General features: G+C 48.9%; 23 protein-coding genes. 16 read left to right on the top strand and 7 right to left on the bottom strand.

Translation table 11 applies throughout. From position 1 onward, the window contains the following. Positions 1-152: 152 nt before the first annotated feature. The 3 genes from K7B07_RS14580 to K7B07_RS14570 are packed head-to-tail and all read right to left on the bottom strand — an operon-like array spanning position 153 to position 5,519. Positions 153-1,223: a hypothetical protein gene (locus K7B07_RS14580; RefSeq protein WP_223710811.1), complete on the bottom strand. Its 1,071-nt coding sequence runs from the start codon at positions 1,221-1,223 to the stop codon at positions 153-155. An 11-nt stretch (positions 1,224-1,234) separates the two neighbouring features. Continuing rightward, positions 1,235-3,028 (bottom strand): HSP90 family protein, encoded by a 1,794-nt coding sequence (locus K7B07_RS14575; RefSeq protein WP_223710809.1) that lies wholly within the window; start codon positions 3,026-3,028, stop codon positions 1,235-1,237. Between the two features lies 1 nt (position 3,029). Further along, complete coding sequence (locus tag K7B07_RS14570) at positions 3,030-5,519, bottom strand: tetratricopeptide repeat protein (RefSeq protein WP_223710807.1); 2,490 nt, start codon at positions 5,517-5,519, stop codon at positions 3,030-3,032. A gap of 178 nt (positions 5,520-5,697) precedes the next feature. Here K7B07_RS14570 and K7B07_RS14565 point away from each other — a divergent pair, with 178 nt between their 5' ends. The 7 genes from K7B07_RS14565 (at position 5,698) to K7B07_RS14535 (ending at position 12,791) form a co-directional block, all read left to right on the top strand. Continuing rightward, a complete protein-coding gene (locus K7B07_RS14565) occupies positions 5,698-6,423 on the top strand; it encodes a succinate dehydrogenase cytochrome b subunit (protein WP_223710805.1) in 726 nt (241 codons plus the stop codon). Positions 6,424-6,494: 71 nt separating this feature from the next. Then, positions 6,495-8,471: a fumarate reductase/succinate dehydrogenase flavoprotein subunit gene (locus K7B07_RS14560; protein WP_223710803.1), complete on the top strand. Its 1,977-nt coding sequence runs from the start codon at positions 6,495-6,497 to the stop codon at positions 8,469-8,471. Positions 8,472-8,478: 7 nt separating this feature from the next. Beyond that, positions 8,479-9,156 carry a hypothetical protein gene (locus tag K7B07_RS14555; RefSeq protein ID WP_223710801.1) on the top strand — a complete coding sequence of 226 codons (678 nt, stop codon included), beginning with the start codon at positions 8,479-8,481 and terminating at the stop codon, positions 9,154-9,156. Between the two features lie 16 nt (positions 9,157-9,172). Then, on the top strand, positions 9,173-9,946 hold the full coding sequence (locus K7B07_RS14550; protein WP_223710799.1) for a succinate dehydrogenase/fumarate reductase iron-sulfur subunit: 774 nt from the start codon (positions 9,173-9,175) through the stop codon (positions 9,944-9,946). 91 nt (positions 9,947-10,037) lie between these two features. Then, positions 10,038-10,877, top strand: a complete 840-nt coding sequence (locus K7B07_RS14545; RefSeq protein WP_223710797.1) for a hypothetical protein — start codon at positions 10,038-10,040, stop codon at positions 10,875-10,877. A gap of 16 nt (positions 10,878-10,893) precedes the next feature. Beyond that, positions 10,894-12,195: an MFS transporter gene (locus K7B07_RS14540; RefSeq protein ID WP_223710795.1), complete on the top strand. Its 1,302-nt coding sequence runs from the start codon at positions 10,894-10,896 to the stop codon at positions 12,193-12,195. Next, positions 12,183-12,791, top strand: coding sequence for a CDP-alcohol phosphatidyltransferase family protein (locus K7B07_RS14535; protein WP_223710793.1), 609 nt, complete (start codon positions 12,183-12,185; stop codon positions 12,789-12,791). Before K7B07_RS14540 ends, K7B07_RS14535 begins: the two co-directional genes overlap by 13 nt. Before the next feature lie 50 nt (positions 12,792-12,841). Here K7B07_RS14535 and K7B07_RS14530 read toward each other — a convergent pair whose 3' ends face one another. From K7B07_RS14530 to K7B07_RS14520, 3 genes are all read right to left on the bottom strand, one after another. Next, positions 12,842-13,453, bottom strand: a complete 612-nt coding sequence (locus K7B07_RS14530; RefSeq protein ID WP_223710792.1) for a trimeric intracellular cation channel family protein — start codon at positions 13,451-13,453, stop codon at positions 12,842-12,844. 132 nt (positions 13,454-13,585) lie between these two features. Further along, positions 13,586-14,044 carry a DUF983 domain-containing protein gene (locus K7B07_RS14525; RefSeq protein ID WP_223710790.1) on the bottom strand — a complete coding sequence of 153 codons (459 nt, stop codon included), beginning with the start codon at positions 14,042-14,044 and terminating at the stop codon, positions 13,586-13,588. Positions 14,045-14,238: 194 nt separating this feature from the next. Beyond that, positions 14,239-15,522: a UDP-N-acetylmuramoyl-tripeptide--D-alanyl-D-alanine ligase gene (locus K7B07_RS14520; RefSeq protein WP_223710788.1), complete on the bottom strand. Its 1,284-nt coding sequence runs from the start codon at positions 15,520-15,522 to the stop codon at positions 14,239-14,241. 77 nt (positions 15,523-15,599) lie between these two features. Between K7B07_RS14520 and K7B07_RS14515 the strand changes: the two genes are divergently transcribed. The 5 genes from K7B07_RS14515 (at position 15,600) to K7B07_RS14495 (ending at position 19,438) form a co-directional block, all read left to right on the top strand. After that, a complete protein-coding gene (locus K7B07_RS14515; RefSeq protein ID WP_223710786.1) occupies positions 15,600-16,601 on the top strand; it encodes an alpha/beta hydrolase family protein in 1,002 nt (333 codons plus the stop codon). 4 nt (positions 16,602-16,605) lie between these two features. Then, entirely contained in the window at positions 16,606-17,085 is a 480-nt protein-coding gene (gene ispF / locus K7B07_RS14510; RefSeq protein WP_223710784.1) for a 2-C-methyl-D-erythritol 2,4-cyclodiphosphate synthase, read from the top strand. A 69-nt stretch (positions 17,086-17,154) separates the two neighbouring features. Beyond that, positions 17,155-17,598: a dUTP diphosphatase gene (gene dut / locus K7B07_RS14505; RefSeq protein ID WP_223710782.1), complete on the top strand. Its 444-nt coding sequence runs from the start codon at positions 17,155-17,157 to the stop codon at positions 17,596-17,598. A gap of 93 nt (positions 17,599-17,691) precedes the next feature. Next, entirely contained in the window at positions 17,692-18,522 is an 831-nt protein-coding gene (lolB1, locus tag K7B07_RS14500; RefSeq protein ID WP_223710780.1) for a lipoprotein insertase outer membrane protein LolB1, read from the top strand. A 25-nt stretch (positions 18,523-18,547) separates the two neighbouring features. Next, entirely contained in the window at positions 18,548-19,438 is an 891-nt protein-coding gene (locus K7B07_RS14495; RefSeq protein WP_223710778.1) for a murein hydrolase activator EnvC family protein, read from the top strand. A 147-nt stretch (positions 19,439-19,585) separates the two neighbouring features. On the opposite strand, the gene queA is transcribed toward K7B07_RS14495, so the two are convergent. Next, complete coding sequence (gene queA, locus K7B07_RS14490; protein WP_223710776.1) at positions 19,586-20,635, bottom strand: tRNA preQ1(34) S-adenosylmethionine ribosyltransferase-isomerase QueA; 1,050 nt, start codon at positions 20,633-20,635, stop codon at positions 19,586-19,588. A gap of 387 nt (positions 20,636-21,022) precedes the next feature. Here queA and K7B07_RS14485 point away from each other — a divergent pair, with 387 nt between their 5' ends. Genes K7B07_RS14485 through K7B07_RS14470 form a run of 4 tightly spaced genes read left to right on the top strand, consistent with a single transcriptional unit; the run spans position 21,023 to position 24,128 of the window. Further along, positions 21,023-22,351: a hypothetical protein gene (locus tag K7B07_RS14485; protein WP_223710774.1), complete on the top strand. Its 1,329-nt coding sequence runs from the start codon at positions 21,023-21,025 to the stop codon at positions 22,349-22,351. Between the two features lie 26 nt (positions 22,352-22,377). Continuing rightward, positions 22,378-22,809, top strand: a complete 432-nt coding sequence (locus tag K7B07_RS14480) for a hypothetical protein (RefSeq protein ID WP_223710772.1) — start codon at positions 22,378-22,380, stop codon at positions 22,807-22,809. A gap of 45 nt (positions 22,810-22,854) precedes the next feature. Beyond that, a complete protein-coding gene (locus tag K7B07_RS14475) occupies positions 22,855-23,856 on the top strand; it encodes an SPFH domain-containing protein (RefSeq protein WP_223710770.1) in 1,002 nt (333 codons plus the stop codon). A gap of 29 nt (positions 23,857-23,885) precedes the next feature. Continuing rightward, on the top strand, positions 23,886-24,128 hold the full coding sequence (locus K7B07_RS14470; protein WP_223710769.1) for a hypothetical protein: 243 nt from the start codon (positions 23,886-23,888) through the stop codon (positions 24,126-24,128). Positions 24,129-24,140 lie beyond the last annotated feature (12 nt).

Genomic DNA, 24,140 nt, shown 5'->3' with positions numbered 1-24,140 from the left:
TATTCCTCTGACAGAATTTATTGGAAAAACAAGTATGGTAACAGCAGGTTGCTACAGTTCCGTTGTATAGATAGTGCTGCCAGCTGTGACACCGGCGACCAGATGACGAATACTGCTACTTACACCCCTGCAATAACACCAACAAATACCCTTCAGATAATCGCGTCCAGTTGCTTCATAAAATTATTGTTCCCGTTGCGCCGGTCAAACAATCCGGCTATATCACGGGCTACCTGTTCAAAATAGCCCAGCAGCTCATCGCGCGTATATTCCGTCTTCCCGGACCGGAACAGGGCATGATCTTCTTTCAGCAACAGGCTGAACGGCGTGGCTTCCGGAAACTGCCGCAGGATCTCAATCAGGTAAAGCGCCATCTGGAATACTTTCCGTCCCTGGTTTCCCGTTATCCGCGGCAACAGCTGCTCCACCCGCTCTTTTCCGGCAACGGGGTCTTCAGCGGTCCGGAACACCAGCAGTTTTACTTCCGACAATAATGCCGAAGCATCATGTGTTAATGCCTCCAGTTCCGTTTCTGCTTTTGAGCAGAATTCCTTCGCCAGTTCCGGCTGGTTATTTTTAAAGGCCTCGTAGCTCAGGTTCACCAGGGTACGCATCGGCACATGTACACAGGTGTATTGTTTTTCCAGTAATGGCAATGCCTGTTCATGTCCCTGCTCAAAACCCTGCAGCTCAAAAGTAGCGCTCACTTCGGCATCCATTTCACAGGCTTCACAATCGCTCATCGAATCGCGGGTCACCATCTTCAGTTTTTCGCCATATTCCTGTATCATCGCGGTATCCTTTTGCACCAGGGCATCATTATACAGCTCATTATAATAGGCCCGTAACCCATATCCATTCCGCTGCAGTCTGATTTTAAAATCTTCCAGCGCTGCATGCACCTGTTCTTTTGAAACCTGCGGATTGTCATACAGATCAGCCATCATCCATTTGTACTGCCATAAAAAGTCCGTTTCTGCAAACAGGTCGGGATGACCGTCACAGGCATTCAGGATCCAGGCAAAAGCCGGTATCGATTCCTTTGTAAACGTTACATCCCGCTCTGTTTCGATCAGCATCAGCCGCAGGTCATACCCCCATTCGATATCCTCATTCTCGTCGGCAATCTTTATTGCCTGCAGCAGCAGTTTTACTTTTTCCTCCGGCAGGGAAAGCTCCTCCCCCTGGTTTAATAATTTCTGAATTTTTAACGTATACAACATGTGTATTGATTTTAGATCTGAATAAAATTTTTCATGCCCATTACCAGCAGCGAATGCAGGGCACTGTTAAAAAGGTTCATCTGCTTTTCATTCACCGGATGCTTGCCCATCAGCAATGCCTGCACATACAGCACTTCTGTAATGGCCTGCAACATATACGCGTCATCCAGTGTAAGCATGTTCTGAACCAGATCGTTGTTCATGTTGAGACAGAACTGGTTCGACAGCTCCGGTTTTTGCTGCAGGCTGCCCAGTGCACTGGCAAAGGGATTATCGCTGGCCTTTAACTTTTTAATGGTGGCTTCTGCAAAATCTTCATCCGCCCGGGTAAAAATAGAAGGTGTGTCCTTCGGTTCAAAATATTTTAAACTTACCGTGCAATGAAGCGGCCGTGTAAAGTCGGCCAGCCGATCCAGGAAGGGACGGTAACGTTCCTCCTCTTCTGCACTGATGTTTACGAAAGTGTCCAGCAGTCTGGCAGAGGACATCTCCTGTATGTTGAGCTCCTTCCGGATGCTTTTTACCTTCTTCAGCAGTTCTTCTTCAAATGTATAGGCCACGTTCAGCACCAGCACACCCTGGAATTCTGCAATACGCTGTACCTGTTTGAACGCTTCATAATCGGCACAATAATAAATTACAGGGAATTGTTCGCTGATGTTCTTAAAACTCCGCAACCCCTTATTGGTCTCAAAGGGAAGATCATCCAGTATCAGCCGGAGGAACTCATCATCCTCCGCCGCCATGGCCTTTAAATGCAGGAAATGCGTTTGTATGATCTTCAGGTATACCTGGGGGTCAATATCCCGGATGCTCCTGAGATAGGTCTTTAGCGTTTCCCCGATCTCTTTGCGTGTGGCACGCAGCAGATCGTTCTGCATCAGCGATTCCCGCGATGCAGTGGCGCTGAGCCCGTTGCTGTTCACCACCATTTTTACAAAAAACGCCCAGGAGGGTAATAAGCCGTTATCCGCTTCGCCCAGGAACATACGCTTTAAATAAAGACGGTGGTGCTGCTTTACGGAAAACTGGGCTTTATAAGGCAGGATGTATAATACACCTTCACACTCGCCGGAGTCCGTATGCAGTTTTACCGCATCCAGGAAGGACAATTGAAAGATCTCCTTGCCTGCCTGTAACAGGGCATCCCTTGTGGCATCGGGGTTCAGCCATACCGGGGGCTCCGGATTGATCAGCTTTTCTTCCCCGTTGGAAACAACGGTTATCTTTTCCGGAAGCGCATCCCCGTAGAACCGGATCTGGGGAATAAAATTCTCCGGCCGGAACAGGTGTGCATAATTCTTCTTGGGCGTCAGATATACCCTGGTGCCAATGGGAAGGTTGTCAACCGGATCGATCTGGTAACGCCCGTCATTAAAAGCCGACCAGCGGAATCCTTTCTGATCAAATGCCGAACGGGTTTCAATGGTAATGGCCTCGCTTACCACAAAGCAGGACAACAGACCGATACCAAATTTACCAATGAAGAGCCGCGCGTCCTCCGCATTCTTCCGTTTGGAGCTTTCTCCGATCACGGAAAGGAATTCGTGTATCTCATTTTCTTTCAGTCCGATGCCGTTATCCTGAAAACTAAAGGAAGGTTTATCCGCCGCCGGCAATTCAATACGTACCACGCCCTCCAGCGCTTCATCCAGCTGGCGCAACGCCGCTATGGCATCCACCGCGTTCTGGAGCAGCTCTCTTATAAATGTATTGGGATTGCTGTACAGGTGTTCCGACAGCAGACTGATCATTCCCTGAAGGTTTACCTGGAAGGAATAGTATTCGTTGTTTGATGCTTCCATTTTATTTTCTTCTTCTTCCTGTTAATTTTTTGGCGCCTTCATGGCCGTTGTCTGCCGCCCGTTCAAACCAGTACATTGCTTTTTGTTCGTCCTCATCCACTCCTTCTCCCATCAGGTAGCAATTGGCCAGTTCGTATTGCGCATTAGCGGATTCGTTCTCTGCCGCTTCTGTAAATAATGGTATCGCCTTTTCCGGCTGACGCGGAATACCTTCTCCTTTCAGGTACTGCCGGCCCAGGTACAGTTTTGCATGATCATTCCCTTCATTGGCGCTTTCGCCAAACCAGCGGAAGGCAGTCTCCAGGTTTTTGTCGGTACCAAACCCATCATAATAACAACGGCCCAGCCGGTACTTGGCATTGCTGTTACCGTATTCTGCTGCAAGTGTGTATTCATTAAAAGCCGTGGCGGGCGCGGTTTCCACACCGATACCATATTCATAGCAAAGCCCCAGTCCATCCGAATACACCTGCTGCTCTTTGGCCCTCCGGTAGTAGTCAAAGGCTTTATCATACTGTTCCACCCGATCGTAATCAAACATATAATAATCGCCCAGCTCCAGTAATGCATACGGATACTCATACGCCGCTGCCTTCTCCAGCCACTCCAGCCCCTTTGCGCTGTTTACCTGCACATACCCATGCAGGTAATACCGGCCGGTGGCATACTGTGCATATACATAGTTAAAACCTGCGGCCCGCTCCATATATTCAACCGCCTTGTCCCGGTCTTCTGTCACGCCTTCTGCGCGTTCATAACTCAGCGCCAGTTCCGTAAGCGCTTTTGGATTGTTGGCATCTGCCGCTTTTCTCAGGTACCCGATCGCTTTGTCAAAGTCCTGCTGTGTTCCCGTCCCGAACTTATAACAACGGCCCAGTTCATACGCAGCATTCATCTCATTGTAACCGGCTGCATATTCGTAGCATTGTACGGCCGCTCCCGGATCGGTCTTGCCGGATTGGTGATAATCATATTCCAGGTACAATCCTTTTATATAATTGGCATAGGGATATCCCAGTTCGGCCGCCTTGCTGAAGTGCTCAAATGCCTGCCGGTAATCCGGTTGTCCGGAGGTCTCGGCGATCAGCCCCAGTTCAGTACACGCCTGTGCATTGTTTGCTTCCGCTGCTTTTGTAAAATAGGGTATGGAAGCTTCCACATCCGGCTCATTGTTATCAAACCCGTATTTAAGAAACCGTCCCACATTATACTGGGCAACAGGCAGTTGCTGGTCTGCAGCCTCTTTATAATAATTAAATGCCCTGGTCAGATCGGCGGTAATACCAAGATCGGGATCACCATATTCATAAAAGTGCCCCAGGCGGTAAGTAGCGTAGGGTACCTGTTTGGTATGTAGCTCATTAAAGCTGTCGAGCGTAACCGTTTTATTTATTTCGGTAAACCTGCCTTCGATATGTACCTCGGCCCATTCGATCGCAGCGTCTATATTTCCGGCATCTTTGGCAGCCTCCAGGAGTTGCAGTCCTGCCGGCACATCGGCCACCAGTTCATTGTACAGGTACAGGTAGGCCAGGCGGTAGGCCGCATATGCATTGTCGTACAACCAGCTTTGCTTCAGCCAGAAAATGGATCGTTCATAGTCCTGGGCCGTTTTAGGTTCCTGGGGCAGGTATTTCAAACCCAGACTGGTAGCAGCATCCATCGAACCGTCGTTATACGCTTTTTCCAGTTCCTTTAGTATTGCTGTTTTTTCTTCTTCGGTTTGAGCCTCCGGCCAGGAGATCTCTGCCAGCACATAACGCGGGTAGGCCGCGTCATAATGGCTGATGGACTCCTTTAATAACCCCACCTGTTTTTCCTTATCTCCTTTTTTACCATAATATCCCTGGAGCACATCATAATAATTCTTTTGTAATTTCCGGTCGGAGTGGTTTTTTAACTGGTCAATTGCAGGAGTGAGTTCAAAACCGGTGCTGAACCATATCTGGTAAAACGCATCATACACCAGCGCCCAGGGATTGCCAGCAGCTGCCAGTTTTTTCAGCTCTTCCAGCGCAACTTCCTTATCCCCTCCGGGCATCAGCCCCACATACTGGTAGTAATAATAGACGGGAGCCGCAGCTTCCACGCCGGCTGCCAGCGCCTGTTGAAAAGCCTTTTCCGCTTCCGTATAATCCCGGTAGCCGCGGCGTGCCATTAACAGCGCCACTGCTTTTTCCAGCAGGGCTTCCGGATACACTGCTCCCACCCTTGTAAGCACTTCCAGCATTTTTTTAAAGAACCAGTCGTATGTTTCTGCTGAAAAATAAACGCTCACCGTATGATCTGCACTGGATTTGAACAACAGATCGAAAAGAAATGCCAGTTCTTCCTTTGGAGCACCGGCGCCTGCTTTTTGCTGCAGGAGGGCCAGGGCCGGGAACCAGGTGTCCGGGTTCTTGATACTGGTGTTATTCAATGTTTGTGTAAAATCCGCTGAAAGGGAAAGCGGGTCTTCAAAGTACTTTTCATAAACCGCGATGTTGCTCATACTTAAACTTTTAATTGGTGAGGGTACTAAAATAGCGTTTTCTTAAATATCTTCTTTCCCGGCATCCGGAAACATCCGGAAAGCACATCACCGGCAGGTAACTTGTCATTTTTTTGTCACCAAATTAACCATGATGCGTTAACTTTGCCTGCAATTTATTCACCTTCTATAAGAAAATATGAACTGGTCTCAATTTTTTACTTCATCTGTTGGTAAGAAAATTACCATGGCGCTGTCGGGTATCTTTTTAATCCTTTTCTTAATTGTTCATGCGGGGCTGAACGCCTGTATCTGGGCAAACGACGGTGGAGTAATGTTCAATAAGGCCGCTCATTTTATGGGGTCCATGGTGGTGCCCCGTGTACTGGAAATCGGTCTGTTTTTATTCTTTCTGCTTCATATCATCCAGGGTATTGTGCTGGAAATCCAGAACCGCAGCAAACGGGGTGTAGGCTATGCAGTAAAAATGGGCAATAAAGGCAGTGCCTGGAACAGCCGGGCTATGGGCATCCTTGGCGCACTGATCCTGATCTTTTTGGTGATCCACATCAGCGATTTCTGGATCCCCAGCCGTTTTGGAGGTCTGCAGCCGGTATTCATCGACAATGCTACAGGCCAGATCGTGCCTGAAGGCACACCCGGAGCTAAAGAATACCACGACTTATATGGAGAAATGAAGCACCAGTTCACCACCTACCCCTGGATCATTATCGTGTACGAGCTGGGGGTGATCGCGCTGTTCTGGCACCTGGTGCACGGGTTTCAGAGCTCTTTCCGCACATTGGGGCTTACCAATCACAAATATATCAGCCTTATCAAAGCCACCGGCATTGCATTTTCCATCATCGTTTGCCTGGCATTTATGCTGATGCCGATCAGCTTTTATTTAGGGTGGATACAGTAATACAAAAGCGTGCCGGAAAGGCATCCGATTGTTGAAATCTCAAATCAGAAATCTCAAATCTCAAATCAGTTATGCTTGATTCAAAAATACCAGCCGGAAAGTTAGAAGATAAATGGACCGAATACAAAGGCCATTGTAAGTTGGTGAACCCGGCCAATAAACGGAAACTGGAAGTGATCGTTATCGGCACCGGGCTTGCCGGGGCATCTGCAGCGGCCGCATTGGGCGAGCAGGGTTACCAGGTAAAGGCTTTCTGCTTCCAGGACTCTCCGCGCCGGGCGCACTCCATTGCCGCACAGGGCGGGATCAATGCTGCAAAGAATTACCAGAATGACGGGGACTCAATCTTCCGTCTTTTTTATGATACCATTAAAGGCGGCGATTACCGCGCACGCGAGGCCAATGTGCACCGCCTGGCAGAGGTAAGCGTAAATATTATTGACCAGTGCGTGGCACAGGGGGTTCCTTTTGCACGCGAATATGGCGGCCTGCTCAACAACCGTTCTTTCGGCGGGGTGCAGGTAAAACGTACTTTTTATGCTGCCGGACAAACCGGTCAGCAATTGTTAATCGGTGCATACCAGGCCCTGGAGCGCCAGGTGGCACTGGGTAACGTAAAAATGTACAACCGCCACGAAATGCAGGATGTGGTGATGATCGATGGCAAAGCCCGCGGCATCATTGCCCGCAACCTGATCAACGGTCAGCTGGAACGATTTTTCGGTCATGCCGTGCTACTGGCCTCCGGTGGTTATGGAAACGTATTCTACCTGTCTACCAATGCCATGGGCAGCAATGTTACCGCAGCCTGGAGGGCCCATAAAAAAGGTGCGCATTTTGCCAATCCCTGTTTTACGCAGATACACCCCACCTGTATCCCGGTTTCCGGCGATCACCAGAGCAAGCTGACGCTGATGTCGGAGTCCCTGCGGAATGACGGACGGATCTGGGTACCCAAAAAGGAGAATGATACCCGCAAAGCAAACGAGATACCGGAAGACGAAAGGGATTACTACCTGGAGAGAAGGTACCCCGCCTTCGGGAACCTGGTACCTCGTGATGTGGCGTCCCGCGCAGCAAAAGAACGCTGCGATGCAGGGTTTGGCGTAGGTACTACTAGGCAGGCGGTATATCTTGATTTCAAATACAACCTTATTAATAAATACGGAAAGGCAGAAGCCAATAAACATGGCATCCAGAACCCCGATACGGAAACACTGATACGCCTGGGTAAGGAGGTAGTGAAGGAAGAATACGGGAACCTGTTTGATATGTATGAGAAGATCACGGGAGAGAATCCCTATGAGGTTCCGATGCGGATCTACCCGGCAGTACACTATACGATGGGCGGGCTTTGGGTAGACTATGACCTGATGACCTCTGTAAAAGGTTTGTTCTGCCTGGGTGAAGCCAACTTCAGCGACCACGGCGCCAATCGCCTGGGAGCTTCTGCACTGATGCAGGGTCTGGCGGATGGTTACTTCGTGATCCCTTATACGCTGGGTAACTACCTGGCCGATGAGATCGGGGTAAAACCCATCCCCACTACCGACCGTTCTTTTGTTGATGCTGAGACCAAAGTGAATGAGCGGATCAACCGGCTCATGAGCATCCAGGGTACGCAGACCGTTGAAAGCTTTCACAAGCGCCTGGGTAAGATCATGTGGGAAAAATGCGGCATGGCCCGTAACGAACAGGGACTGAAAGAAGCCATTGAAGAAATAAAGGCATTGAGAGAAGATTTCTGGAAAAATGTACGGATCCCCGGGGGTATTCATGAAATGAACCCCGAACTGGACAAAGCCAGCCGCGTTGCCGATTTCCTGGAGCTGGGCGAACTGATGTGCCGGGACGCGCTGGAGCGCAATGAAAGCTGCGGCGGTCATTTCAGGGAGGAAAGTCAGACCCCCGACGGAGAGGCATTACGCCACGACGACCAGTACATGTACGTTTCTGCATGGAAACTGAATGGCGAAAACTCATGGGAACTGGAAAAAGAACCGCTGAACTACGAGGTGATCAAACCCACCCAGCGGAACTATAAATAATCAGATCATGAAAAAACATCCCCTGTTACTGAAATGCCTAGTAGGGATGTTGCCGGTGTTGTTTTTGTTGCAGGCAACTGCACAGACAAAAGTTCTTTTAAAAATTCCTGCGAATGGCGCAACTACCACAGCATTCATCCCCGAGGGATACGATACCATTAGCGTGGTGTATGGCGACCTGAACAAGGATGGCCAGGATGATGTGGCAATGGCACTGAACGCCTTTGATGAAGGACGGTATGATACAGATGAAGGGCTCCCCCGCCTGTTGATCATCCTGTTAAAAACCCCTGCCGGTTATCAGCTCGCAGGAAGGTCGCAGGAAGTGCTGATGTGTCGTGCCTGTGGCGGGGTGATGGGTGATCCGTTCGCATCCATTTCCATCACCAACGGAATATTGAGTGTAGATCACTATGGAGGCAGTGCCTGGCGCTGGGCGGAAACGGAAAAATTCCGGTACCAGAACAATGCCTTCTATCAGATCGGAAGCACCTACGATAATTTTTTTATCGGACGGGAATGTGAGGACGGGATCGGCGATGCCGGAAGAAAAATGAAAGATATCAACTGGGTAACCGGCGACCAGCACATCATTGAACGGAACGATGATTGCAGCCTGGTAAAAGACAAGAGAGAAAAAATTAAGAAAAAGCCGCTTGTAAAACTGGAGGCTTATAAACGCTGATATAAATAAAAGAAGCATGGAACATTACAATATGAACCTCACTTTGAAGGTATGGAAACAGAAAAACGCCGAATCCGGCGGGAAGTTCGAGACCTACAAAGTATCCAATATCTCATCGGAAATGTCTTTCCTGGAGCTATTTGATGTATTGAACGAGCAACTGATCCGTGAAGGAAAAGAACCCATCGCCTTTGACCATGATTGTCGCGAAGGTATCTGTGGCATGTGCTCCATGTACATCAACGGCCGCCCGCATGGTCCCTGGCACGGCACCACTACCTGTCAGCTGCATATGCGCGCTTTTAAAGATGGTGACACCATTGTGGTTGAACCCTGGAGGGCAAAAGCATTCCCTGTGGTAAAAGACCTGATCGTGGACCGCGGCGCCTTTGACCGTATCATCCAGGCCGGGGGTTATATCTCCGTAAATACGGGCAACGCCCAGGATGGTAACGCCATTCCCATTCCGAAAGAAAATGCGGATAAGGCGTTTGCCGCCGCTGCCTGCATCGGTTGCGGTGCCTGCGTGGCCGCCTGCAAAAATTCATCAGCACTCCTGTTCCTTTCCGCCAAGGTATCGCACCTGGCGCTGTTGCCGCAGGGCGAAGCAGAAAAAAAGGACCGTGCACTGAACATGATCGCCCAGATGGACAAGGAAGGATTTGGCGCCTGTACCAATACCGGTGCCTGCGAAGCTGTTTGTCCAAAAGAGATCGAGATCACCAATATCGCCCGCCTGAACCGGGAATACCTGGCCGCCGGATGGGCCTCCGACACAAAAAAGCATTAGCACCTTCTTTACAGTTGAGCAGCCCCGGTAATGCCGGGGCTTTTTTATTGGGCCAAAAGAATTATTTTAGCAGGAACACAGATGACACCAAATGAAGACCGCTGAACAAAAACTGGGGCATCCCCTTTTCCTTACGGCTGTATGGCTGCTGCTGCTGAACGACTGGCTACTGAAACCCGCATGGCACAACGCCTTAACCGGTAAGCTTTCGGATATTGCCGGTTTATTTGCCCTTCCGTTTTTCCTGAGTGCTCTATTTCCTGCCTGGCGCAAACCGTTACACCTGGCGGTTGCCGGCCTGTTTATCTGGTGGAAGTCTTCGTGGGCACAACCGCTGATCGACCAACTGAATGCCTGGCAGATCCCGGTGGCCCGGGTCGTGGACCCCACAGACCTGCCGGCCTTGATCAGTGTTCTGTTCTCCTATCTGGTTTTCAACAACAGTGCCGTTTACCGGTTAAAACGGCTGGCATTGAATTCGATCCTGGTGATCAGCTCCTTTGCCTTTATGGCCACGTCTATGGCGTACCGCCAGTATAACTTTAATAAAACCTACGACTTCAACTGCTCCAAACAAAAGCTGGTAGCCGCTTTCAACACCTTACAACTTCAATACCTGACCAGGTTTAAAAGCAATCTCGATTTTGACAGCGAAAAAAATGTGTTCCATTATAAGGATCATTCGGATACAGTGGCCTATCTGCTGGACTACAGGAAACTAAAAGATACGGATACCATTCGCTATCGGACGAGTTATTGTAAGATACTCATTACTGGTGACAGCCTGAAAGCAAGGCTCCAATTGATCAGCGCCATTAATTATGCGCCGCCACCTCCTTTCCCCTGGAAACCATCTCCTGAAAAAACCATCCGGCAGTTTGAAAAACGGGTGGTTCAAAAACTGAAACAATATATAAAAAACGATTACTGACCCCTCCTATTACTGCATGAGCGCACAACAGCTATTAAAGAATAATAAAAAAACCATCAATGCCTGGTGCTGGTACGACTGGGCCAATTCGAGCTATTCCCTGGTCATTACCTCCGCCCTGTTTCCTGCTTATTTTCTCAGTCTTTCGTTATTGAGTGATAAAAAGCTGTGGTGGCAGCAAATGGGCAATTCTGTATTGTATGCATATATCTATTCCTTTTCTTCTTTACTGATCATGCTGCTGAGCCCCTTACTGGGAGCGCTTGCAGACAATTCCGGCCGCAAACGCTTTTTTATGAGTGGCTGTTCTTTTATTGGCGCCGTCAGTTGTATGCTGTTGTTCTTTTCCTCCGCCGAACAGATGGCACTTACCTGCATTTTATTTATGGTGTCCAGTATTTGTTACAGTCTGGGTGTGGTGTTTTATAATGCCTTTATCCCCGAAATTGCCACGCCTGATCGTTATGATGCCATTAGTGCCAGGGGATTTGCCTGGGGATATGCCGGTGGAATGCTTGCCCTGATCCTCAATTTGCTCGTGATCCGTTTTGCCGGCCCGCTCGGTTTCAATGCCGAACAGATAAGGCAGCAGGTGCCGGTACGGCTCTCATTTGTAATTATAGGGCTGTGGTGGCTCGTATTTGCAGCTTATTCTATAAACCGGTTGCCGCGGGACCAGAGGCGCAGTAACCGCGGCAATGAGGTGCTGGTGCATGCCTATAAACAGATCATTGAAGCCCTGCGGCTTGCCGGAAGAAATAAGCGGATCTCGATATTTCTTCTCGCTTTCTTTTTTTATGATATGGGCGTAACCACCATCATGGGCATGTCCAGTGTTTTTGCAGTCAAAACCCTGCATATCGGCACCACGGAGCTCATTGGCGTCATACTTACGCTCCAATTCCTGGCCATACTGGGCTCCTACCTGTTCGTACTCCTTTCAAAAAAGGCAGGTACCATCACGGCCATAAAAACGGGTGTTCTGCTCTGGATCCTGATCTGTTTTATCGCCTGCGGGGTGCGGAATACCGGGCAGTTCTATATTATGGCCGTGTTAACAGGACTGGTAATGGGCGGTACCCAGGCCCTGTCGCGCTCCACATTTGCGGGATTGATACAGGACGAACAGGATAAATACGCTACGTATTTCAGTCTGTATGACGTACTGGACAAGCTGGGCGTTGTTATTGGCACCTTCCTCTTTGGATGGATGGAATGGGCCACCGGCTCCATGCGCGCCAGCGTAGCCCTGCTGAGTATTTTTTTTGCAATCGGTTTTATTTTTTTACAGTTAATGACCCGATCATGGAAAAAATAAAAAAGTCGATCCCCTTTGCGTTGATCCTGTTCCGGCTGCTGCTGGCGCCCGTAATGCTTTTATGGACCCTGCAAACCCATAAAAGCGGCTGGTTCCTGGTGGTCTGTCTTTGGGCAGGCCTGCTTTCCGATATTTTTGACGGCATCATTGCCCGGCACCTGGGCGTTGCCGACAACCGGTTACGAAAATGGGACGCCTGGGTGGATATCGTTTTCTGGCTGACGGCCGGATGCTGTATCTGGATCCTCAACGGGGGTCTGTTTCAGGATCATGTTGCCTGGATCGTGCTGCTTTTCATTCTGGAACCCGTCTCCGATCTTATCAATTATTTTAAGTTCCGGAAAAGCGGCTGTGCCCACAACTGGCTTTCCAAATTATGGGGACTGGTGCTGCTGGTAACCTTTACGCTTTTCCTGGCGGGAAAAACGCCCCTCGTCTGGTTCCGGGTTTGCCTGGTGCTGGGTGTGGTTTCGCAGCTGGACCGGATCATTATTTCCTCCCTGCTTCCCCGTCCGGAATGTGATATCCCTTCCTGCTACCATGCATGGCTGCGAAAAAAAGGAAAGCCCTTTAAGCGCTACAAACTCTTCAATTAGTACCGGGCTGAACAACTATTTTCCGGTCTTTGCACCCGGCCGACGCGGTATCAGTAGCGCATCCGCGGGAAGGACAGGCGGTGCTGTACCACAATGATCCTGGTGGCAACAATGATTGCTATTACGATAAACTTACTGATATCCGTATTTACATTAAAGTGCAGCAACAGTAGGTAAACAACCCCGCCAAAGATGCAGACCGTAGCGTAGATCTCTCTCCGGAAGATCAGCGGGATCGTGTTTAAAAGTATGTCCCGGATAATACCTCCAAAGCAGCCGGTAATAGTGCCCAGTGCAATACAGATGCCCGGGTTCAGCCCGAAGTTGATCCCTTTTTGCAAGCCTACTACTGTAAACAATCCAAGGCCCAGGCTGTCGAACAGGAAAAGGGTCACTTTCAGCTTGCGGATATAGGTCTTAAAAATAATGGCAGCAATGGATGTCACCAGGATCACCAGGCATACCTGTACGTCCCGCATCCAGGCCACCGGCGTATCCCCGATCAGCAGGTCGCGGATGGTGCCACCCCCTACCGATGTTACAAAAGCAATGATCAGCACCCCGAATACATCCAGCTTTCGCTGCATCGCAGAAAAAGTTCCGGATATGGCAAAAGCAATGGTTCCCAGTATTTCTATGACTTCCGAGGTATTGGAGAACATATTGTAAAGTACGAAATTCTACATCTTAAATTCTAAGTACTAAACTCTAAATACTAAATATCAAATCTCAAGATACAAATTCCACCATCAAAAGACCGGTCTGAAAGCTGATGGCTGATAGCTGACACTCAATCACCAATTATTCCCCTGTTCCTCATTCATGCGTTCTGAAACATCATCAGGTTTTGTGTGGCGCCAGTCGGGATCATATTTCACGAACCACGACAGCCACAGGCTTCGGGAAAAGCGCATCAGCCAGGGTTGCAGGCAAATAAGGGCAACAGAATTAAATATAAGCCAGTAAATAAACCGGTTGTCACTGGTGGAAAAACCGATGATCAGCCACCAGAGTACCGCGCTGAACACCGTAAGGAAAACCGCTATAAAATAACTCACATAGCCTGTTCCGTAATAAAAGCCCACTTCTATTTCTGTCGCCTGGCCGCATACAGGACAATACCTGTTCATCTTCAGCACGCCCTTTAACCGGAGGGCAAAAGGCTTTTCAAACAACTTCCCCTCCCGGCAGCGCGGACAATAGCACCCGAATACTGTTGCCAGGTAGCCCCTGCTGCTTTTTTCCGGCTCCATAACTAGATCATTTTGCTGCAAAGGTACGACGATCAGCAGTAAGCTTTCAGCCGGCAGCAGTCAGCTGGAAGCTATCAGATTAACAACAGAGCGGATGTAACAGCTTTCCCGTTTTTCCAAAGCTGATCGCTGATCGCTAACGGCTGAAATCCCATCTCAGGCCTCATTTCTCCCCTCCCAAATCTCACCTTTACTCACATCCCTTCCACCACCTTCTCCATCTGTGAGCTCCGGCTTCCCTTAACCAGCAGCAAAGCATTTTCTGGTTTATGTTCCCGTACCCACTCGGCCGCTTCACCGGAAGTTTCAAAATAACGGAACTGCTCCTTATAGCGTTCAAAGGGTTTCCCCACCAGGATCACATCATTCCAGGCGTGTTGTTCGATCAGCTGCACAATATGCCGGTGCTCTGTCTCCGTGGCGGCTCCCATTTCCGCCATGGCACCCAGCATCAGTATTTTTTTCTCCCCTTCCATTTTGGCGAGGTTCTCAATGGCCAGCTTCATACTGCTGGGGTTAGCATTGTAAGCATCCAGTATGATCTTATTGCTGCCTTTTTCCATCAGCTGGCTGCGACTGTTGGAAGGCGTATAGTGTTCAATCGCTTTTCTGATCTTGTCCGGCGGTACATCAAAATGCGCTCCTACTGCTACCGCTGCCAGAACATTGGGCAGGTTGTAATCACCCACCAGCTGGGTGTTAATAGGGGCAGTGAACGGTTGCTCCAGTTCAACCGTAAGAAAACCACCATTGCCTGTGGCATTACCTTTTATATCTGCATCCGTAGTGCCATAACGCACGATCCGGGGAATACCGCGGCTCATTTCCCGGAGATAATCATAATCCCACATCACAAAAGCCGTCCCGTCGCCGCGCTCTCTTAAAAAATCATACAGCTCACCCTTCCCTTTCTTTACGCCTTCTACGCTGCCAAAACCCTCCAGGTGGGCCTTACCTGCATTGGTGATCAGGCCATGCGTGGGCCGGGCCACCGCACAGTATCCTTTTATCTCCTCCAGGTGGTTGGCGCCCATTTCGATCACGGCCAGCTGCACATCATTTTTAATCTTCAGCAGGGTGAGCGGCACCCCGATATGGTTATTGAGATTCCCTGTTGTGGTATAGGTCTTATAGGTAGTACTCAGCACTGCATGGATCAGCTCTTTGGTGGTGGTCTTTCCATTACTGCCGGTTATGGCAATTACGGGGAACGGAAACTGCGCGCGATGGTGAGCCGCCAGCTGCTGCAATGCATGCAATACATCCGGAACCAGGATCGTTTTTCCCGGTATCTCATATGCGGCTTCATCAATGATCACTTTTGCGGCACCGGCATCCACGGCCTGCTGCGCAAACCGGTTGCCGTTAAAATTCGGGCCCTTCAGTGCGAAAAACAATTCCCCCTCCTGTATCCTGCGCGTATCGGTCTGCACATGGGGATGGCTCAGGTATACCTGGTATAAAGCTGCCGTATTCATCAAACAAAAATAAGAAAACCCCTACGGGTTGCTGCTTCTGAAAAACAATTATTTTTATTGCTCAAATACCTGTTTCAATGTATTTCTTACGAAAAGCATTCCTGCTGTCAGCCGTACTGAGTATTGGTATCCTCCTTTTTGCCCAGGCAAAAACGCCGGAAGATTTTGGATACCGTTATATACAAACAACCTTCCGGGGCGACCCGGTCGATCTGCTGATCAAATCAAAGAAGGGGGAAGAAAAAATAAAAAAGCCGTTGTTCCTGTTTTTCCAGGGAAGCCAGCCCCAGCCGCTGATCAAAACAGATGGTGCTGCCAGCTATAGTGTTTTCCCCTTCCATACGGACAGCCTTGCTGTATTTTATCATCTGGTCATTATAGGCAAGCCGTATATTCCGGTTATTGCTGATAAAAAAGAGCTGGGAGCAAATATGATGTACCTGGACAGTGCCGGTAATATACCTTTAAACTATGCGGAAAGAAACTTGCTCAGCTATTATACACAAAGAGCGAATCATATCATCCGCTACTTGCAATCCCTGCCTTTTATTGATCCCCGGGAACTCATTGTTGCTGGACATTCCGAAGGCAGTACCATCAGCGCTGAAGTGGCCTTTACCAATAAAAGAGTAACGCATCTGATCTATTCCGGTGGAAATCCCATTGGAAGGATCATGAATATGATCGGCCCTGCCCGTTTTTTTGAAAAGGATAGCAGTGCTCAGGCAGAGAACGTCTTTCAGCTTTGGGAGCAGGCGACCCGCGAACCGGAAAAAATAAATTATGGCAAAGGCGATACCAATAAATCATTGGTTGAATTTTCAGCTCCGTTGCTCCCGCGTTTACTCACGCTGAAGATCCCGGTGCTGGTATCTTATGGCAGCAGGGACTGGTGTACGCCTTTCAACGATTATTTCCGGGTGGAATGCATCCGGTTAAAAAAGAAGAATATTGTATTTAATACTTATATTGGCACCGAACACAATTATTTTCCCGTTGACCGTGAAGGGAATATAAATTATGAGGCATTCAACTGGAACAAGGTTGCCGGTGACTGGCTCAAATGGTTAAAAAAATAAATATATGTCATTCAGAATCGGATCAGGGATCGATTTCCACCAGTTTGCGGAAGGACGCGCATTATGGATCGGCGGTATTCAGATACCGCATCATAAAGGTGCATTGGGCCACAGCGACGCGGACGTATTGCTGCATGCCATCTGCGATGCATTGCTGGGCGCATTAAGTCTGGGCGATATAGGCGTGCACTTTCCCAATAATGATCCCCGGTATAAGGACATCGACAGTAAGATCCTTTTAACGGAAACAATGCGGCTCATTACAGAAAAAGGGTACCAGGTGGTGAATGTGGACAGCACCCTCTGCCTGCAGGAGCCCAAGATAAAAAAATACGTCCCTACCATGCAGGAAACGATCGCCGGTATACTGGCCGTCTCCGTTGCCGATATCTCCGTAAAAGCCACTACCACCGAGGAAATGGGCGCTATCGGCCGTGAAGAAGGGCTGATGGCGATGGCCACCGTTTTGTTACAAAAAATATAAATTTTCATCCGGCTGCCGGCGAATGTTAAAGTAGTAAGATATTCGTAGGAAGCTTTTAACTTTGCCGCAATGGCCTCAATTGAAATAAAGATCATCAATCAGTCATCCAATCCGTTACCCGGTTATGCAACAACCGGCGCCTCCGGTATGGATATCAGAGCACATCTGGAAGCCCCCGTTACCTTAAAATCCCTGGAACGGGCATTGATCCCCACTGGCATTTTTATGGAGATACCTGAAGGATATGAAGTACAGGTACGACCCCGCAGCGGCCTGGCCATCAAGCAGGGGCTTACCTGTTTGAACACGCCGGGGACCATCGATGCCGATTACCGGGGAGAGGTAAAAGTAATATTGATCAATCTTTCCAACGAAGAGCAGGTAATTCAGCACGGAGACCGCGTTGCCCAGCTGGTAGTGCAAAAAGTGGAAAAGGCAGGATGGGTGGAAACCGCCTCCCTGAGTGAAACCGTAAGGGCGGCAGGAGGATTTGGCCATACCGGCAAGCAATAATCGCATTCTAAACAATAAACAGCGCCGACCGGCTATTGTAATAAATAGCTGCCAGGCCGGGTTTTCTTTTCAACACACAAGAAACAATAACAGATGAAATACTTTACCCTGTTTTTAGCCACCGCTCTTATCCTGGCCTCCTGTAATTCGGCAAAAAAGGCACAGCGCACTGCCCCCCCGGTTGCGGATTCTTCCGTAAAGGTGGAAACCGCTTCCACAGAGGATACTGATGAGAAAAAGGATACCGCGGCGGCTATGGAAAGCATTTCGGTTGTTCTCGAAAAGCTCAATCATATCGAATACAACACGTTTTCCGGCCGGGCGGGTGTTACCTATAAGGCAAAGGGCGACACAAAGAACTTTGATATCAAGCTTCAGATCCATAAGGACAGCCTCATCTGGGCATCCGTGATCGGACCGCTGGGCATCGAAGTGGCCAGGGGGATCATCACACAGGATTCTGTTCGTATAATTAATAAGCTGAACAAACAATATATTTCCTCCAGCTACGTTTATTTACAGGAGCAACTGGGACTGCCGCTTGATTTGGGTACCCTCCAGGACCTTCTGGTAGGAAATCCGGTCTTTATCGACAAAACCAACAGCAGTTACACCAAACTGGATGATACCCTCCAGGTTACCAGCCGCACAAAATTTTTCAGGAACCTGCTCAATGCCATGTTGCCCGATTATTTGCCGGCGGTAAGCAAACTGGAAGACGTGGATGCCGGCAGGAACCGTTCTGCGGAACTGACTTATGGCAGCTATGAGAAAGTGGCCAATGCCCAGTTCCCGAAATCAAGAACCATAAATGTAAAATATAAAACAGATATAGAAATTCAACTGGACTATAAATCATACACCTTTGATGAAGCGTTAAATACGCCATTCTCGGTACCAAAGGGTTACAAGGTAAAAAAGTAGCCTGCTAAAAAACTTCGAATGCTTTATGTTTAAGATAAAAAATTGGCTTTGGGTGGGCTTTGTATTGATAAGCGGAACCGGATTTGCCCAGGACGACATCAAAACTACCTTGCGCAAAGAGCGGGCAACGATCCTGAATGAGGTGAACGAGATACAACGGACCTATAACAGTACCAGGACGGTTTCAAGGGAGGCGATGGTCCAGCTGACAACACTCAACCGCAAGATCGAAGGACAGGAGCGCTATATCGTCAGCATGTCGCGTCAGCCGGGCTTCTTTAATCTGGAAGAGAGCCAGGACAATGACCGGGAGGTCGGCCGCATCAAAAAAGCCATTGAGACCTTAAGGGATCATTATTACCACCCCGAAACCGATGCCCCCCCGGTAGCCAAACAAACAAACGAGCCGCCACCGGAACCGGCACCCCAGCGGCAATACCCCACACTTCCCCCGCAGCACCATGCCGCTTTCCCGGTAAGCAATGCTGCTCTGACCGGCGATTTCGGATTGTACCGCGGGCAGATCCCCTACCCGCTTGAAAAAGGCACGGTTACACAGGGTTTCGGGCGGTTTAAAATTGAAGGCTCCGGACCGGATATTGTGGGTGATAATCCCGGCTGTACGTTCTCCGCCCCGGTGAATACACCGGTAAAAGCCGTTTTTGAAGGGGATGTGATCAGTGTTTCCAAGCTCGGCGGGATGTTTTATGTGGTGGTACGTCACGGACGGTATGTTACCGCCTACAGCAACCTTGCAAGTTCTGCCGTTGTAAAGGGATCAAAAGTAAAGACCGGCCAGATGATCGGCACCGTGGGGCGTGATGATGAAACCGGTTACGGGAAACTGGATTTTATCCTGATGTTTGACGACAGGAACCTGGACCCCAAAACCTGGTTTGTTCCGATGACACAATAATAAAAGCAGGAATAATAAAAGGAAAGGCAGGCCCGGGGCCTGCTTTTTTTATGGTTCATCCGGGCCGTCAAGCAGGCACCCTGTAATTCCTGTAATAAAAAAGCAGGTCGTGCGACCTGCTTCCGATATTGTATTTTCCTTAAAAAATCAGATGATCAGCAACGCATCCCCGTAGCTGAAGAAGCGGTACTTGTCTTTTATCGCCTTTTTATAGGCCTCAATGGTCAGCTCATACCCCGCAAAAGCACTGGTCATGATCATCAGGCTGGTCTTGGGCAGGTGAAAATTGGTCACCAGCGCATTCGCAATATTAAAATCATAGGGAGGATGAATGAACATATTGGTCCACCCTTCTGAAGGTTTCAGCAATTTCTGTGCGGTAAAAGAGGATTCCATTGCCCGCATAGTTGTGGTACCGATAGAGCAGATACGGCGGCCGCCTTCCTTTGCCTTGTTCACAATGCGGCAGGCCATGTCGTCGATATGATAATATTCTGCATCCATTTTGTGCTTGCTCAGGTCTTCCACCTCAATCGGACGGAAAGTTCCCAGTCCGGTATGAAGGGTCACTTCAGCAAAACGGATCCCTTTAATCTCCAGGCGCTTGATCAGCTCGCGGCTGAAATGCAGTCCTGCTGTAGGTGCAGCAACGGCTCCTTCATGTTTGGCATAAACGGTCTGATAGCGCTCTTTATCCTCATCATCCGGCTTTCTTTTGATATATTTCGGCAACGGGGTTTCTCCCAGGGCTTCCAGTTGTGCCTTAAAACCTTCCTCTGATCCCTCCCAGAGGAAGCGGATGGTACGTCCGCGGCTGGTGGTATTGTCGATCACCTCGGCAACCAGCTCTTCATTCTCTCCGAAATACAGCTTATTGCCCACCCGGATCTTGCGGGCCGGGTCAACGATCACGTCCCAAAGACGGTTCTGCTTATTTAATTCTCTTAAAAGGAATACCTCGATCTTGGCACCGGTTTTTTCTTTGCGGCCATACATCCGGGCAGGAAACACCTTGGTATTGTTCACCACAAAAACATCCTTGTCATCGAAATAATCCAGAATGTCCCGAAAGTTCTTATTTTCCATCTGTCCGGTCTGGCGGTGTACCACCATCATGCGGGCATCTTCTCTCTTTTTGGTGGGATGTTGCGCAATAAGGTTTAGCGGTAAATCAAATTGAAATTGTGAAAGCTTCATTCTACTGTTTAACGGTTTTAAATATCAATAACCCGAAAACAAGCGAAGCCCGGGGGAAGAAGTTTTGAACATGCTGGAAACCAGTATGTTTTACGCTTTCGATCCCCGGTCTTACGGCACCGGTTTTCGATTTGTGCGTGCAAAGGTACTACATATCCGGGATATTAAAATATTTTTCTCAACTTCCAAAATTTGTTTTTATATAAACGGTTGTGTGGGCTGACCACCGCCCCTGCGCCCCCTGTCAACTCCTCAAAAATCAGCCCGGTTACGATGGCGGCAATTGATCACTGTCAAATACCGGCAGTTCCCCGGATGCTCTTTTACTTTATTGTTCATATTTTACGATATTTGTTTCCTGCACCCCTGTGCTTTCGGAATCTAACTATGGCCAAACAAATAAAAGCAATCAAATGCCCGCAATGCGGCAGTGTAAAAGCAACCGAACTAAAACCTGATTTTTACCGCTGCAACAGTTGTGGCACGGAGTTTTTTCTGGATAACGATGACATTAACATCAACCATTATTACCGGAATACCAGCCCGCAGCCTGCCATAGACCCGGGAAAGGTAAAAAAAACAGCCCTGACGGTGATCCTTGTTTTTACCGGGTTAATGCTGCTGCTGATGCTGCCGCGTATGTGCAGCCGGAAAAGAGGCGGTTATACGGCCACAACAGCAGGTGCCTCCGGCGCTAAGCCCCAGTGGTCGGATGCAGAGGTATTCTATCTTGAAAAGCCGGACGGTAAACCGGTTTATATCATCGCCGGTTTAAGGGAACGGGATTACAATGTAAAAGAGCATCCTGTATATATCGGTTTTTACGACGCACTGACCAAAAAGGAAATAAAAGTAACAGAGCTGCCGCTGAAAACCACTGACCGGTTTAATGCGGCATTTAAATATTTCAGCAACGGCGCGCTGTATTTTATTGTAAATGAGAAAAAACTGTTTACCATTGATCCGCAGCAGCTGACTGCAAATGAAGTTCCGCCGGATACTTATAAGGACCTGCCGGACCTCCAGCCGGGATTTGCCAAAATAGGGTTTGGCTATGACAAGGAAGATGATTTTTTCAAAATAGTAAGCAATGCCGGAAAAGAGCTGTATTATTACCCGCTCATTTCCAAAACCTATGAGGGCTATAGCGATCACACCAAGGCGCAGCGGACCCTGGAACTCATGCCCGCAAACTCCCCGGTCATTACGCGCTTTACTTTTTCGTCTCAGAACACGGATTTTAAAGAAGACAAGATACAACTGGTCCGATACCATCAGAAAATAACTCCGGGCTACCCCGTGGAACGTCCGCTTTTTGGCTGGCAAAAGGATTACCAGGTAGGATCGGGTATCTATGTAGGTGATGTTCCGTATAAAAAAGTATTCATCGGCAACAGCTGGAAAAAATGGGCACGGGTGCAGGACTTCCAGGATTTCAGCCCCGGCCGGCTGTATTTCAGTCCGAAGGTGCTGGGCTACAACACCAATACTGTGCTGATCAGCTTTAAGGCCACCCCCGCCGAAGATGAGAAACAATCCATCCAGGCCATGGATGCACAAAGCGGCAGGATCCTCTGGACCGTACAGCCGGGCGAATCCTATCCGCAGGACAATGCACTCATCTGCAAGGCCGGCTACTTTGTAAAACTGGGCAGCGCAGCAGTTTTATATGGTGCCGATGGCAAACAGGTATCAGAGATGAATTACAGGGACTAATCAACCTTTACTATAAAACCAAAAACATGAGCACTAAAAAGATCGAATCAAAGGAAACCGCCCCGGGTGAATACGGGGATCTTTTTGCATTACTGATGAAAGAATTAAAGCTTTTCAAACGGAAATTCATCCTGTCCCTCCGTTCCGTTTCCACCAATGAGCCGCAGCGTTATGGCCTCCGGTATTTCGAAAGGCAGCACCAGGCCGAAGTGCTTCGTCTTTTTAATGAAGAACGCTTTGAAGAGCTGCTCAGCATTCCTGTTGGAGAAGTAGGACGCTGTGCCACCCAGCTGGAATGCCGCTATATCGATTCAGGAAAAATAGTAGGTTTGCAGGTAAACGAGGCGCGGCCACATGAAAACGGCCGGTACGTAGGCCTTACCCCTGCAAAAGTGTTCCTGGACGAAGAAGGCGAGAAACTGGTGCACATAGCCGCACGGATCAATCAGAAATCATAAAACCTGCACAGCACGCCAGCCGGTAATAACCCTAAAAACAACATCATGAGCCTCTTAAATCTTTTCAGCAATCAGCTTTCAAAGGTGATCCAGTGGGAAAATCAAAGCCCGGCATTGCTTTGGTACCGGTTTCCCTCCAAACAAAACGAGATCAAAAATGCCAGCAAGCTGATCGTAGCACCCGGTCAGGGTTGTATCCTGGTATATGAAGGAAAGATCGCCGATATTATTGATACAGAAGGAATCTATAACCTGAAAACGGATAACCATCCTTTTATCACTACATTGCTGAACCTGCGGCAGAATTTTGAAAGCGAGCACAAGCTGTATGTCTACTTCTACCGGAAAGCACAGGTGGTAAACCAGGCCTGGGGTACTGCAACGCCGGTCAAGTATGTTGATGCTGTTTACAATATTCCCATAGAAATGGGGGCGAACGGCAATTTCTCTTATTCCATTGCCAATCCGAAGTTCTTTTATACGGAGATCATTGGCAGCAAGGAATCCTATACCACCGATGAAATGCGCACGGTGGTGGCCGACCGTATTCCGCAGCTGATTGCAACCGCCCTGTCTGAACGACGGTACTCCTACCAGGAGATCGATGCCCAGCTGCACTATATTGCGCAGCAGCTGCTGCGCATTCTGAACGAATCCTTTACCACACTTGGATTACAGCTCACTGATTTCCGCATCACCGGTACCCAGTTCGACGAAAAAACACAGGAACGTATCGGCCGTGTAGCAGATATCTCAACCGATGTAAAGGCCGCCGGGCAGGCCGGACTGGACTATGCCGACCTGGAAAAGCTGCGCGCATTGCGGGATGCGGCGCGCAATGAAGGCGGACTGGCCGGTGCCGGCGTTCAGTTTGGCGCTGGCATGGAGCTGGGCAAAAAACTGAACCAGCAAACCGACGATATCCTTTCAAAAAGCAATACAGACACCGTCGAAAAACTACGTAAGCTGAAATTGCTTTTGGATGAGAACATCATAACGCCTGCCGAATTTGAAGAAAAGAAAAAAGAATTACTGGGACAGCTCTGACCGGCTGTTTAACCTTATAAACAAAGCATATGAAATACCTTGCCGGGATCGTTGTAACTGCGGTAATATTGTGTATTGCGGCCTATTTAACCCTTAGTGTATGGGGCATCAATCCGGTGGATCCTGCACACCTCCGTAAGGCATTGATTACACTGGGCATTATTGTTGTAGCTGCTTTTTTATTAACCATACTGGTACCCTTCTTTTTCAAAAACCACTCAAAGGGCTATAGTGATAACGGAGGTAATGTGGCCAGGCCCAAACGTTTCTGATACGACGGTGCA

It is taken from the genome of Niabella beijingensis (genome assembly GCF_020034665.1).
GTDB classification, from domain to species: Bacteria; Bacteroidota; Bacteroidia; order Chitinophagales; family Chitinophagaceae; genus Niabella; species Niabella beijingensis.
Note: the sequence above shows the minus strand (reverse complement) of the source record. Positions and strands in the feature narration are given on the sequence as shown.